Origin of the sequence: Shewanella sp. SM29 (genome assembly GCF_025654245.1) — a bacterium.
GTDB lineage: Bacteria > Pseudomonadota > Gammaproteobacteria > Enterobacterales > Shewanellaceae > Shewanella > Shewanella oncorhynchi.
This window is the reverse complement of the sequence record NZ_JAKKRN010000038.1, coordinates 35,342-48,786: the sequence shown is the minus strand read 5'-3', so window position 1 is coordinate 48,786 and position 13,445 is coordinate 35,342. Positions and strand designations below refer to the sequence as shown.

Below are 13,445 nucleotides of genomic sequence, written 5' to 3'. Positions count from 1 at the left end.
TCTTTAGGTAAATCTCGCCAAGGGATACCTGTTCTAAGGCGGTAAAGAATACCTTCGAATGTTTGTCTATGTTCAGGTTTGTCATAAACACGGCCTGTGCTTTTCATTAAATGAAATAGCTTTTCCCAGCGTTCATCGGTTAGCATAAGTCTTGGCATGGCTTGAGGTTATGGTTACTTTTGGCGAAGCAAATTATAACGTCTTGCCATGCTGTCTAAAAATCACTCTCGAAAGATCAACAGACCCTAGAATATTCAGCATAAAAAATGGCGACCATATTGGTCGCCAAAAAATTATACCACAAAAATCATAAAATTTAATTTTAAACGCTAAAACGCACAAACCTTCATCGGATTACTTAGTCGGTGACTGCGAAATGCCAGCAGTTAAATTGAAGCGCATCGCCTCCTCAAACGACCAATCAACCATAATTAAATCATCCCGCTTAACTAAGCTCGTCACGCCCGCCATTTGATAGCTCAATTGGAACAACACAGGCACCCAATCGCCCTCAGGCAACGCATCTAACAAGGGCTGCGGCGGCGTATCTGTCATGATAAATCCCACCACAAAACTGCCATTCGCCTGTTTCACTAACACTGTCTTTTGGCTTGTTGGCTTACCGTCACGATTCATCAAAGAGGCGATATCACGGATACTGCCATAAACCGATTTAAACAATGGGAAACGCATCAACTGGCGCTCAAGCCAACCATAAAGCCACACAATCGGGCTGACCGAAAACAGCAGGCCCACGGCAAAAACTAATGCCACCACCAGCATAAAACCGGCGCCGACAAAGTGTTGGTTAATCCCTACCAACTCTAAAATTACAATTCCTAAACCATCTAACGATACAAACAACGACCAAAACAGCCACAAACTCAAGGCCATAGGTAATAGATTCATTAAGCCGCGGGCTAAGGTTTTTTTCATCACACTCTCATTCAGTCATAGGGATACAAAAGGCATAAAATATTTACGCAAAAAACGCCACAAATGCTACCACAGAGTCACTTTTGCACCAGCACATGATGTAAGGTATCTGGCAGTAATAGTCTCAAGCATAGAGACAGCGTTCAAATTCAGGGCCCACTCTGAGCCATTCTAAGGAAAGTAAAATGCGCGTAACCCGCTTAGATCATTTGGTCTTAACAGTAAAAGACATCGCCGTCAGTGTCGAATTTTATCAAACCGTGCTCGGGATGAAGAAAGTGGTATTTGGCAATCAGCGTATTGCGTTAAGTTTTGGCGACCAAAAGATTAACCTGCACCAAGCGGGCGCAGAATTTGAACCTAAAGCCGCAGCAGCCATGCCCGGCAGTGCCGATCTGTGTTTTGTGGTCAGCCACAATATAGAAGAAGTGATCGCCCATTTAAACGCACTTCAGATTAAAATCATTGAAGGCCCAGTGCTACGAACCGGTGCCACAGGCCGGATAAACTCTGTCTATATCCGCGACCCAGATTATAACCTGCTTGAGTTATCAGAATATCTGCCCGCCTGCACTGGGTAAGCGAATTAGGGCAATATCAGCTGCAGTTCTGCTAGCACGCGGCGAGCAGAACTGCCGCTAACGTTATACTGGTTCACTGTTGTTTGCGATAAGACTCTCGACAGTTGAGTGGCATTTATTGTCATTACTTCCCCAGTGACTCGTCGTCTCTTTATTTAACAAGAAGCATCCCTAAGGGCTCTAATAAAATATCCATGTTTTAGAAGGTCACTGGTGCAACAATGCCAATCCTCATTAACCCTTCAGCTGTTCGTTTAGCTAAAAAGATATTTGCACCAAAGCAAGATAATTTTATCGTCAGTTGTGCAGTATTCATTGTCATTGTTTCCCCTGTGACTCGCCATAAACTCGTCCCTGAGGGCTCGACGACGGCATCCATGCCGCCAACGGTCACAGTTGCAACAATGCCAATCTTAACTAACACTTCTGCTGTTCGTTTAGCTAAAAAGATATTGCCCCAAAGCTTGCTAGCATTCATTTGGTGAGTCGCAAACTGACGAATGAATTGCCCTACAAAATCTTATCTATTTACCTAATGTATGGCCCTACCGCACAGCGACTAACAATGTATGGGTATACAGTCGTATTTAAATTTAGATGCTTTTGAGTGTTTTTGCACTCATTAGTTTGCGCGTTTATCCAGCCTAAAATTTATAAAACCCTTTAAAATCATTTGCATATACTTTTCCAAAATTAGTTAATAGGTTTGGAAAACGCGCATGCGCGTTTTTCCGGATGGTGTATTAGATAAAAAGCTGATAAGTTCTTTGCAATACAAGCAGTTAATGATGCGCGTTTTTACTGGTCTAATAAGGTAAACGCGCATGCGCACTAATAAAATGTTAGCGGTATCAACACATGATTCCATTTGGCCTTAGTAAAGAACAATTTCAAGCACGCTACCGTCGCTGCTTAGAACGTGCATCTCAACACCTTATTGACGAACTAAGAAAACTTTTGTCTATCGCCGTTCCAGATTCTGTGAAAGGTGCAGAGGTTCAAATATTTCTTGGTGAAGATGGTCTTGATACCCCAACGGCGTGGATTTACTACCGCGGGGAAAATAACAAAGTAGATCACAGCGACCCATCCATTTTTCCAGGCAGAGCCATGGAGCTCTCGATTGGCTTAGAGAATATGGAGCCATTCGACGAAAGGTATTTCTCTGACGAAGAATTTAACGGCCTCACCTTGGCCGCCAACACTACAAAACATTGGTTTGCTGAGTGTTGGTGGAAAGCTGGAGGTTGGAGTTACACTGTTCCAGCAAAAGTATGGATACATGATGGGTTCGGTGATGGCAAAGCAGTTGAACTCTCGGAAAACCGCTAACAACTGGTTCAAATCGTTCGCTTCGCTCACTGGGACCGGCTAAAGCCGGCCCCTTAACCAAACGTTACATACCATGAAAATATCAGAACTACAGTTAATATTTATAGAAGAGCTTAAAATATTGTTGCCACATTGGAAGTTCATCAAATCCAATCGGCAATTCAAGCTAAAGCAGAAAAACGTAATTTGGTACTTCCATATTGCCTGCATTAATCATGCATCAGATTTTTATGCCGTTGGAAGTGTGTCCGTTGAATATATAATTGAAAATGAGCGTGTTTGTAGCATAGGTGCAGAGCTGGGAAATATAGAAGGCTCTGGCCAAATTCGGTTTGCTATTTCAAACCCTATTGAAGCAAAGTTGTCTGCACAACAACTTTTCGCTTTTTTTGAAAAAATCGGGCTGGTTTTCCTTCAGCGTTATAGTAAGCCAACTGAAGTAATTTCTACCTTGCAAAAGGGTGGTAAAGAAGCAATGTTGATTAGCCCAATTATTTCTCTACACCAAAAGCAAATTAGCAGCTTAACTTTGCATTATGTAAAAAATATGTAACAAGTCGTTCCAGCCTCGCCACTTCGTGGCTGGACAGTTTTTAAGTCGCGGTTTTATGGTTTTGCTGCGCAAAAGTTTCCCATAAAACCACAACTTAAAAACTGCCGCTGAACTCGGCGTTAGCTTCCAAGGAAATACCGTGAGAGCAGCATTAACACTAATATTTTTATTACTTTCTTTTCCAGCCTTTTCTGAGCAAGAAAATAGTAAGTACTTCGTTTTTATTGGTAAAAAGATCAGCCTAGAGACTGTACCTCCGAAGGATGGCGAAATATCCCTAGACGGCCAATTCTTGGCAACGTACGAAATACTGGAACCGTACAGGGGGACGTACAAAGGAAATCGCATCGAATTTACTGCTTACGATCACTACGGCACCCCACAATTTTCTTTATATGAACATGTACTCTTGTACGTAGAAATGCACAACGGCCAATATTTTCACTCAAAATATCAGTTCTCACCTCTATACAAAGACAAGAGTGGCAAGTGGGCTGGCACCTACGCATCATATGATTATGAGCACAGCTACAATAAAAACACGCCGATTAAGCCTGTAAGAATTGAGTTTAACGAACCAATTTTTTACGACATATCTGATATCGCAAAAGACCGCATAGCAAAGGCATTTCCTGCACCTTACTACAGAGTTGAAGGCAAAAAAGCTATTGCTGTATACGGAAATTATGTTGATGAGCTGTTTCGTCTAAAGCAAAGTGGTGTTTTAAAAGCTCGCGGTGACTTCCAGTGAGAAAGCTAACAACTGGTTCAAGTCGCTCGCTTCGCTCACTCGGGACCGCGTTCCGCGGCCCCTTAACCAAACGTTATGTATGCGAGCAACAGCAATGGATAAATATCAAGCGCCATCTAGTAGAGAAGAATTGGAAAGCCGATACGCGAACGGAGAAAGATATTTTCCTGAGTGCGATCTCTTTGAGTTGGATCTATCAGGAATAACGTTGGATGGGGCTTCTTTTGAAATACATTCTTGGTTTTCTGACTGCAATTTTGAGAATGCAAGCTTACGTGGCGTTAGCTTTCGTGAATGTAATGTTAAGTGTGCCAATTTTAAGAATGCCAATCTTAGTGGCGCCTCATTTGAAGGTGCTGCCATTGAATCTGCTGAGTTCCATGGCGCAAATATTGAAGGTGTAAAAGTCATTGGTGCCACTAGTTATGGCTACACGTTGGTAGCTGGTGATGAACTAGTACAGTAAAAGCACATAACAATGCGTAACAACCCGCGCACTTCGTGCACTGGACAGTTTGTAAGCCGCAGCTTTGTGGTTTTGCTGCGCAAAAGTAATCCACAAAACTACAACTTACAAACTGCCGTTGTACTCGGCGTTAACCCATAGAAATTTTTATCCGAAATTCACCTTATACAGTCGACGTCCTGACACGCTTTTGTCCCAAAGCATGTTGCGTATGTCTTTTAAATCTACAGATTACGCGAATGCTCGAAAGGTGTGCCATGGTGATTAGCGAGACGACCGTCCGCCCCATGGACGGGGCGGTCGAGCATCCAAGGACGGACTTGCTGCGCGTCGGTGAGTAAATGCCATGGCAAGCCTTTATGAGTGGATACCAACAAACGCTAAGCCTTCAAGATCTGAGCAACCTCTTCTCTCGACGAATAAAAACCTGCTCAAAGTACAGTTCAAAATACAGAGAAAAGAACAGCTCTAGTTAACCCGCTAATGTATTAATCCTCTCAAGTGTCTGCTGTGTCGCCAGATTTTGCGCGGCTAGATAATCCAGTTTTAACTGTTTGATGATGCCAGTAATCAAGACTAACTCCTGCTGTAACAGCGGAATTTTCGACATATCATGGGTGGGTAAATTGATATCGACGGTATCAAATAAATTGCCAAAATAGCTCGCCATGATCAGCACTTTATTGGCTTTAAATTCGATACTCAGCCCCGACCCGCGCGCCGTTTTACGGAATAACTGTTCCAGTTCAACGAGGCGTTCCATCACGGCGGGAGACAATAGATATCGCGCGTAATGCTGGTCATGGGAATACACTTCAAACATCGCCTCAAAGGTCACGCTTTCGAGTTTCACTCTGGGTTTCTTGATGCCTGCCATGGTGTTACCAAAGGAGCCATAATCTTGGCTAACGACGGTATGGGATTCAAAGCTAAAGGGCATCGTCATGATCACGACCCCACCTTTAAATTGGATCTTGTCTGACTTGCTGCCGCGGGATTTTAAGGTTAATTCGCAGAATTCGAAGCTGATATCTTCTACCTTGCCACGAATATGATCCTCTGATTGTTGCTTGCTAAAACGGGGCATAAGTTCGAAATCGGCCACTGAATCAAGGTTGACACAGGAGTCGGGGCTATAACGGTAGTCCCCTAGTTTTTTGAGTAAAACAGGCAATATTTTATATTTGTAATGGCGCTTATATTGCATTTCAGGCAGATGAACCCACATCAAAATGCTGGCGATGACGATCAGGCTCAAAATGGTTGGGTCATGGTTAGAGGCTAACGAGATTAAATCAAAGGCCAGTGCGGGCAGGCACACGAGCCAACCTAGACGCTTCGCCCATTTTTTACGGGAGAGTTTAGCTTCAAGCTTTTCAATTCGATAGGCTTCTAGCGGCGCTAATAGCTGCAATAGCTCGGCTTTAGCTTCCTCGTACAGTGGCGGTAATTCAGCGCGGGGGAAATCAGCGGGTAAATTCGCTTCAGAAATATGATTTCGAATACTTTTAAGGGCTTCGAAACCTTGCTTTAAAGAATACAATAATGGGCTCATCAACTTATCCATGTTATCGCCGACACAGCGCCCATTCCGTTGCGCTGCTAACCCCAAACCTTAGCGGTAACAAATAGGGTGGCGGTTAAATTCTGAGGTTAACATGCTGTGATATCAATCCACAGCTAAACACAAAAACGCTAGCACTTAGGCTTCGACTACTTTCACTATCTAGGTCTACCGCCCTTTTCCAACAGCTAAAACTTATTGCAAGCATCAGATTAAACAAAGGTTAATTTATTGTAAACACAAAAATGACCTTCTTTATTCGCGGTACCGATCCAGAATGCCAGTTCATAATCTAATTTAACTATTTAATTTAGCTATCCAATTTCACAATCCATAACCCAAAATCCTAGCTCACTTCTCTATCTCACGATCCTAGCTCACTATCCTAATCAACGATCCTAGCTCAGCATCCTAAAAGCAAAACGCTCCACAGAGACTGCGGAGCGTTTTATTCAGCGAATGGCATTACAACAGCAGATTAATGCGTGTGTTAGCCTTTCATGTCCTTTTCCATATCTTCGTAGGAAGTATGACGAACGTCTTTACCTTTCACGTAGTAAATAATGTATTCACAAATATTTTTGCAGCGGTCGCCGACACGCTCAACTGCGCGTGCAGCCCATAATACGTCGAGTATGTCTGGGATTGAACGCGGATCTTCCATCATATAGGTCATTAACTGGCGAATGATGCCTTCATATTCACGGTCAAGCTTAGCATCTTCTTTATGCAGTTCTAACGCGGTATCTGCATCCATACGGGCCAAGGCATCTAAAGTCGCATGCAACATCCGAGTCGCATGACGCCCCATATTTTCAATACTAACTAACAAAGGCTGCTGATTATTCAAACGTTTATCTAATGCTGCTTTTGCAATCCGCACACAGGCATCACCAATACGCTCAAGATCGGCGATGGTTTTTGAAATAGCGATAATCAAGCGTAAATCACTGGCCGCAGGTTGACGCTTAGCAATAATACGCGTGCATTCTTCGTCAATGGAGACTTCCATCGCATTGACTTTATGATCGCCTGCAATCACCCGCTGAGCTAACTCGGCATCGAGGGCACTTAAGGCATCAATCGCTTGCTCTAGCTGACGTTCAACCAAGCCACCCATGGCGAGCACTCGATTACGGATATCATCCAGCTCAGCGGTGAACTGACCCGAAATGTGCTTACTTAAATTCATGTTTTCCATTGCGTTCCAACCTGTTACTTAACTGTTGACCCATACCAAGCCGTGGTGGCCTTATCCGATACTCAAGCGATTAACCGTAACGTCCTGTGATGTAATCTTCAGTCTTACGTTTTTTCGGTGTGGTGAAAATCGTATTAGTATCAGCATATTCAACTAATTCACCCATATACATAAAGGCCGTTTGATCCGATACCCGCGCCGCCTGTTGCATGTTATGAGTCACGATAACCACAGTGTATTTCGTCTTAAGCTCAGTGATTAACTCTTCAATCGTCAGCGTCGAAATCGGATCGAGTGCCGATGTTGGTTCGTCGAGTAATAACACTTCTGGCTCAATGGCTATCGCCCGGGCAATCACCAGACGTTGCTGTTGACCGCCAGATAAACCAAAGGCGTTATCGTGCAATCTGTCTTTAACTTCGTCCCAAATCGCCGCGCCGCGCAATGAACGCTCAGCCGCTTCATCGAGTTCACGACGGTTATTCAGCCCTTGCAATCTCAAACCATAAACAACGTTTTCGTAAATCGACTTAGGGAAAGGATTTGGGCGTTGGAACACCATACCGACATTACGGCGCAGGGCCGCGACGTCGATTTTCTTGTCGTAAATATTCTGGCCGTGCAGCAATATCTCGCCGCCAATATGACAATTATCAACTAAGTCATTCATGCGGTTAATACAGCGCAATAGTGTCGATTTACCACAACCACTGGGGCCGATAAAGGCAGTGACTTGCTTCTTGGGGATCTTCATCGATACATTAAACAGCGCTTGCTTATCACCATAGCGCAAATCTAAGTTACGGATCTCCAGCGCGGTGTCGTTCTGGCTTAAGTTAGCTAAATCAAAGTTATTGGTTTTCATTGCTGTCGAATCTATAGAAATCATATTTAGTCCTAATACTTTCAGGATAATCGCTGATTAGTGCTCAAGCGAACGATATTTTTCACGTAAATGGTTACGCACGCTAATGGCCGTCAAGTTGAGTGCCACAATCACAGACACCAGCAAGAAAGAGGTCGCATACACCAGAGGACGTGCCGCTTCAACGTTAGGACTCTGGAAGCCCACATCATATATATGGAACCCTAAGTGCATGAACTTACGTTCTAAATGCACAAACGGGAAGTTAAAGTCCAGTGGTAATGTTGGCGCTAATTTCACGACACCCACCAACATCAGCGGTGCCACTTCACCGGCAGCACGAGCGACCGCTAAAATCAAACCCGTCATGATCGCTGGACTCGCCATCGGGATCACAATCCGCCACAGGGTTTCAGCCTTAGTCGCGCCCAGTGCCAAACTACCTTGACGCACCGCGCTTGGAATACGACTTAACCCTTCTTCAGTCGACACAATAACCACTGGCAGCGTCAAAATCGCGAGGGTTAATGCCGACCAAATCACCCCTGGCGAACCAAAGGTAGGAGCAGGCAAAGCTTCAGCGTAAAACAATTGGTCGATGGAACCGCCCATCATGTACACGAAGAAACCTAAACCGAATACGCCATACACAATCGAGGGCACACCCGCTAAGTTGATTACCGCAATGCGGATCATCTTAGTAATAGGGCCTTTCTTCGCATATTCATGTAGATAAACCGCCGCGACCACGCCAAATGGCGTCACGATAACCGCCATCAACATCACCATAAATACAGTGCCGAAAATCGCGGGGAACACGCCGCCCTCAGTGTTGGCTTCACGCGGATCGTCACTCATAAAGCGTCCAATACCGACAAACCACTTACCAATTTTGCCTATGAGTCCTAAGTGATTCACATAGGTCACATCGAGAACGGTATCGAGCTTCAGTTCAACTTCTTCGCCGCGCATATCTCGGACGATAACCGAGTCACGCGCCGCATCATCACGCAGGGCAAATAACGCCTTTTCAAGCACTAAGTAATCTTCTTGCAGTTGAGCTCTCTTGGCGACCAACTCAGCTTTAATACTGTCGGTCAGTTCCCCATCTAGCTCGAAACGACGCTCCTGCAAACGCAATTTTTCAATGGCGTAGTTAATCGAGCCAATATCTTGCTTCTGCAAATCAACCGCTTTATCCGATAAGGCAACAGCGCGTTCGATATGCTCCATTAAGGAAGATTCAATCGCATCATTCACTAAATCAAGACGCTTGCCATTTTCAATCACGGCTATCGGATAACCGTAGAAGTTACCGTTTTTAGCCCGCTCGATCAGTGCGACCTCGCTTGGCACAGAACGGCTAACAATATCCGTACCTAATATCCAGCGGAAATCCAAACCCACAAATTCACGGTTACCGGTTTTTACTAAGTAACGGGTCACAAACTCGCCCGGATGTTGCTTAAACACATGGCCAGCAGCAATCAAACGCTCAGTCGGTACTTCTTCCCTATCGTAAACCTCACCAATTAAGATCGAACGTACACCCGTGTTATCTTCAAGCTCCCACTGGTAAACGGTTGCAGGCCAAAAGTAACTTAAGCCGCGCCATGCGATTAACAATAATAAGCCTAAGACGGCAATCAAACTGATGCTCACAGCACCGCCCGTCATCCATATCCATGGCGAGCCTGATTTTACCCACTTACCCATTGCACAAACCTCTCAAGGTCACTGGCGAAATAGTATTTAATGTCATTGTCTTATCCCCGTTACAGCGAGCTATAGCGTTCACGTAGACGCTGTCTCACCACTTCTGCAATGGTGTTAAAGAAGAATGTAAAGATGAATAGTACGAACGCAGCAAGGAAGAGCACACGATAATGCGAGCTACCGATAGCCGATTCAGGCATTTCAACCGCAATGTTTGCCGCCAAGGTTCGCATCCCTTCGAACACGCTCCATTCCATGATGGCGGTGTTACCTGTGGCCATCAGTACGATCATGGTCTCGCCAACGGCGCGGCCAAGGCCCATCATAATGGCCGAGAAAATTCCCGGACTGGCGGTTAACAACACCACGCGTGTCAATGTCTGCCAAGGCGTCGCACCTAAGGCTAAGCTGCCGTTAGATAAATGACGCGGTACAGAGAAAATGGCATCTTCAGCGATGGAGAAAATCGTTGGGATCACCGCAAAGCCCATGGCAATACCGACCACCAGCGCGTTACGTTGGTCGAAGGTGATCCCCAGTTCGTTAGTGATGAATTGACGGGTATTACCATCAAACAGCGCCACTTCGATGATTGGGCTGACCGCAAAAGAGAACCACCCCACGAAACAGACCACAGGGATCAACATCAGCTCTTGGTACACTTCGGGTAAACGTTGTTTCCACTTACCCGGCAACCTGCTCCAGCCATAGGCAGACGTGAGTATCGAGGTCGGCAATAAGATCAGTAGAATTAAAATGCCGGGGAGATGCTCTTCAATCAGTGGCGCTAACCACAGACCCGCCAAGAAGCCTAAAATCACCGTTGGTAATGCTTCCATGATTTCAATGGTCGGTTTCACGAAACCGCGCACCTTAGGCGACATAAAGTAAGCCGTGTAAATCGCACCAGCAACGGATAAAGGCACGGCAAATAACATGGCATAAAATGCCGCTTTCATTGTGCCGTAGGCCAATGGCATTAAGCTCAACTTAGCTTCGAAATCGTCAGAACCTGAGGTCGATTGCCATACATATTTAGGCTCTGGATAACCTTCATACCACACCTTGTCCCACATAGCGCTCCATGACACTTCTGGGTGGGAGTTTTCCACACTGAAGATATGCAGCTTTTTGTCCGCCTCAACGACTATGCCGTTTGAGCGTGGGGTAAAGCCCATTTTACCGGGATTTTTAAGGTCAAACTTTGCATCAAACAGTTCACGATGACTCGTGGTATAAAGTAGTGTTAGCTCACCCTCAGGGCTCACTGTCGCAAAACTCTTACGATAGAATTCAGAGGTAATCGAGCTGATGGGCGGTAAGTCATCAAACTGACGAATCTCTTGATATAAACGTCCTTTTTCACCATTAACTTGGAAGTACTGCGCCACAATACCTGTGTCATAACTGACCAGTAATGAACTCGCTCCCGCCAGCAAAGCCACGTTATTGACTTGTGCCTTAGCACGTTCAACATCAATCACCTGCAGCAGATCTAAGCTGTCAGTATCACGGATGTCGTACACGAAAATTTTATTGCCAGTTTGCAACATCAATTGACGTTGATCGGGCGTCATCAGCTCGTGGGAGACTTTCTTCGGCGCATCTTGAATTTGTGACGTCGTAGAAACCCACTCCACTTCTTCAGTCATCATGTTCTCTTGCCCTTCGAGACGAGTGAGGCGCCAAACACCACTTTCATCTTGATAAGCAAAACTCATTTTGTCTGAGCTATAAGTGAAGGTCAGCTTATGAATCGCGCTGCCCGTCTCATCGACGGTAATGGGGGTTTCACCTGCGGGATAACGCAGTTTAGGTGTGATTAAACGTTTGTTATTAGGGTACGTTAAACCAAACTCTAGGCCCGCCACTATGACCTGACCATTACTTAATCCCAGCGCAAAACGTTGTTCGCTCGGTACAGCAACGGCGGCGCTGGTGACTGTAACACCCGCAGGTAACGTCGGGGTAAAGCTAGAAAGTAAGCTACCGTCGGCAACAGTATAGAAGTCCACTTGACCATGAACGCTCACACGGTACATCACCTCATTTTGCTCTTCAGCACCCACCATTAAGGTCGGCACATCCGCGTGTTGATAACTCACACTCTTAACGGGTATGACATCAGCACTGTCGAAAATGGGTTTAATCACATACAACAGATAAAAGAAGATCAACAATAAGGCGACAAATACCATAGTGCCGCCGATAGTGACGCTGATTTGCGCCGCTTTATCCTTAAATGCCCTGCGATTCGAGCGTCCGCCTTTAAGCATACTGTGCGATGCAGAACCAGGTTGAGTGACCTGACTTTCCATTAAGAACCTCTATTATTAATAGCTAGCGAGTTTTTTCGCTAGGATTTGCCGAGTGCTATGCTTACACTGTTTGAACGTAAACTGAGCAATAACAACATCCTTTATTCTAAGTGCGTTGGATTATATGACGCAAAGATGACAGTTGTGTTACACCCCGTTTTAAAACAGGTGCCTTTTACAAAAAATAGGAGTCAGTCACTATGCTACGATACTTAATCACACTACAAGCACCTGATAGAAAAGGATTAGTAGAACAAATCGCCCATGCTGTGAGTCGTCATGGCGGCAACTGGCTCGACTCAGAATTACGCCATATTGACGGTGTCTTTGCCGCGATATTGTTACTCGAAGTGCCGTCACTGCGCATGGACGAGCTTATTGAGGCCCTAGAATGCATCGATAGCCTGTCCCTCACCTACTCCAAAACCTCGGTCGCCCTTAAGCCCATCAAACGCTTAAGTTACAACCTAGTGGCCTATGACAGACCCGGACTTGTGCTCGATATATCCAATAAAATCAATGCAATTGGCATCAATATCGAGCAGTTTAGTAGTCAATATGAAACCGCAGGCCATACAGGTATAGCACTCTTTCGGGCCACCATTGGCCTTGGACTCACAGATCTCGCCCAAGAAGATCAACTGGTAGAATCCCTCTATGCTCTTGGGGATGATCTCGTGCTCGATAGATTAAGCCGTTAATGCCATTAACTTTTACGGCAAGCTAACACTTAGCACACCAATATATTTAGAGAGTGCTCTCGCAATGGCACTTTCAAAAAGCACTTTAAGAGCGCTTAAAGCAATGCTTAAAAACCGATATTCGCGACAAGGTGTTCAAATTAAGTTAAGCCAGTGCAATCAATACTGGATAGTTGGAATCGTTAGAATTCGAATAGGAATCAGGCTAGTGGGTTTGTAAGTTGATGTCATCATTTAAAATTTATTAACCATCTAATAATGCTTAATATTTTTACTATAAAAAGCCCACAAAACCCGATTACTGAACCATAAACACACTAACACCAACAAAATTTAATGTTGTAACTGCCTTTCGATTCATGCTCCCTTGGTAGAATAACCCACGAAACACCATAGCTCCGGTTCAGAATGACCACTTTGCCGCTTTCGAGCTTTACCATCTTTATGTTTTATCAATTATT

16 protein-coding genes are annotated in these 13,445 nt (G+C 44.9%); 7 read left to right on the top strand and 9 right to left on the bottom strand.

Annotation, left to right across the window (positions count from 1 at the left end; all coding sequences use genetic code 11):
• Both L5L77_RS19740 and L5L77_RS19735 read right to left on the bottom strand, forming a co-directional pair.
• On the bottom strand, positions 1-158 hold a 158-nt coding region (locus tag L5L77_RS19740), incomplete at its 3' end, for a transposase (RefSeq protein WP_263185135.1).
• 196 nt (positions 159-354) lie between these two features.
• Positions 355-936, bottom strand: coding sequence for a DUF502 domain-containing protein (locus L5L77_RS19735; RefSeq protein WP_028760527.1), 582 nt, complete (start codon positions 934-936; stop codon positions 355-357).
• Positions 937-1,121: 185 nt separating this feature from the next.
• Between L5L77_RS19735 and L5L77_RS19730 the strand changes: the two genes are divergently transcribed.
• Complete coding sequence (locus tag L5L77_RS19730) at positions 1,122-1,517, top strand: VOC family protein (protein WP_263184616.1); 396 nt, start codon at positions 1,122-1,124, stop codon at positions 1,515-1,517.
• A 199-nt stretch (positions 1,518-1,716) separates the two neighbouring features.
• Here L5L77_RS19730 and L5L77_RS19725 read toward each other — a convergent pair whose 3' ends face one another.
• Positions 1,717-1,995, bottom strand: a complete 279-nt coding sequence (locus tag L5L77_RS19725) for a hypothetical protein (RefSeq protein ID WP_263223357.1) — start codon at positions 1,993-1,995, stop codon at positions 1,717-1,719.
• Positions 1,996-2,375: 380 nt separating this feature from the next.
• Between L5L77_RS19725 and L5L77_RS19720 the strand changes: the two genes are divergently transcribed.
• The 5 genes from L5L77_RS19720 (at position 2,376) to L5L77_RS19700 (ending at position 4,760) form a co-directional block, all read left to right on the top strand.
• Positions 2,376-2,849: a hypothetical protein gene (locus tag L5L77_RS19720; protein ID WP_263223356.1), complete on the top strand. Its 474-nt coding sequence runs from the start codon at positions 2,376-2,378 to the stop codon at positions 2,847-2,849.
• A 73-nt stretch (positions 2,850-2,922) separates the two neighbouring features.
• Positions 2,923-3,402, top strand: a complete 480-nt coding sequence (locus tag L5L77_RS19715; protein ID WP_263223355.1) for a hypothetical protein — start codon at positions 2,923-2,925, stop codon at positions 3,400-3,402.
• Positions 3,403-3,541: 139 nt separating this feature from the next.
• The gene (locus L5L77_RS19710) at positions 3,542-4,153 is read left to right on the top strand and encodes a hypothetical protein (protein ID WP_263186058.1); all 612 of its coding nucleotides are present in this window, start codon (positions 3,542-3,544) and stop codon (positions 4,151-4,153) included.
• Between the two features lie 94 nt (positions 4,154-4,247).
• Positions 4,248-4,619, top strand: a complete 372-nt coding sequence (locus L5L77_RS19705; RefSeq protein WP_263223354.1) for a pentapeptide repeat-containing protein — start codon at positions 4,248-4,250, stop codon at positions 4,617-4,619.
• Positions 4,620-4,631: 12 nt separating this feature from the next.
• Complete coding sequence (locus L5L77_RS19700) at positions 4,632-4,760, top strand: hypothetical protein (RefSeq protein ID WP_263186062.1); 129 nt, start codon at positions 4,632-4,634, stop codon at positions 4,758-4,760.
• Positions 4,761-4,843: 83 nt separating this feature from the next.
• On the opposite strand, the gene L5L77_RS19695 is transcribed toward L5L77_RS19700, so the two are convergent.
• The 6 genes from L5L77_RS19695 to L5L77_RS19670 form a co-directional block, all read right to left on the bottom strand.
• Positions 4,844-4,996, bottom strand: coding sequence for a hypothetical protein (locus L5L77_RS19695; protein WP_181800804.1), 153 nt, complete (start codon positions 4,994-4,996; stop codon positions 4,844-4,846).
• Positions 4,997-5,091: 95 nt separating this feature from the next.
• Positions 5,092-6,174, bottom strand: coding sequence for a DUF3137 domain-containing protein (locus L5L77_RS19690; protein ID WP_263184620.1), 1,083 nt, complete (start codon positions 6,172-6,174; stop codon positions 5,092-5,094).
• Positions 6,175-6,673: 499 nt separating this feature from the next.
• Positions 6,674-7,384 carry a phosphate signaling complex protein PhoU gene (gene phoU / locus L5L77_RS19685; RefSeq protein ID WP_028760530.1) on the bottom strand — a complete coding sequence of 237 codons (711 nt, stop codon included), beginning with the start codon at positions 7,382-7,384 and terminating at the stop codon, positions 6,674-6,676.
• Between the two features lie 70 nt (positions 7,385-7,454).
• Positions 7,455-8,273 carry a phosphate ABC transporter ATP-binding protein PstB gene (pstB, locus tag L5L77_RS19680; protein WP_028760531.1) on the bottom strand — a complete coding sequence of 273 codons (819 nt, stop codon included), beginning with the start codon at positions 8,271-8,273 and terminating at the stop codon, positions 7,455-7,457.
• A gap of 33 nt (positions 8,274-8,306) precedes the next feature.
• On the bottom strand, positions 8,307-9,965 hold the full coding sequence (pstA, locus tag L5L77_RS19675) for a phosphate ABC transporter permease PstA (RefSeq protein WP_263160595.1): 1,659 nt from the start codon (positions 9,963-9,965) through the stop codon (positions 8,307-8,309).
• Positions 9,966-10,024: 59 nt separating this feature from the next.
• Entirely contained in the window at positions 10,025-12,283 is a 2,259-nt protein-coding gene (locus L5L77_RS19670; RefSeq protein ID WP_263184622.1) for an ABC transporter permease subunit, read from the bottom strand.
• A 200-nt stretch (positions 12,284-12,483) separates the two neighbouring features.
• On the opposite strand from L5L77_RS19670, the gene L5L77_RS19665 reads away from it, so the two are divergent.
• Entirely contained in the window at positions 12,484-12,984 is a 501-nt protein-coding gene (locus tag L5L77_RS19665; RefSeq protein WP_028760534.1) for a glycine cleavage system protein R, read from the top strand.
• Positions 12,985-13,445 lie beyond the last annotated feature (461 nt).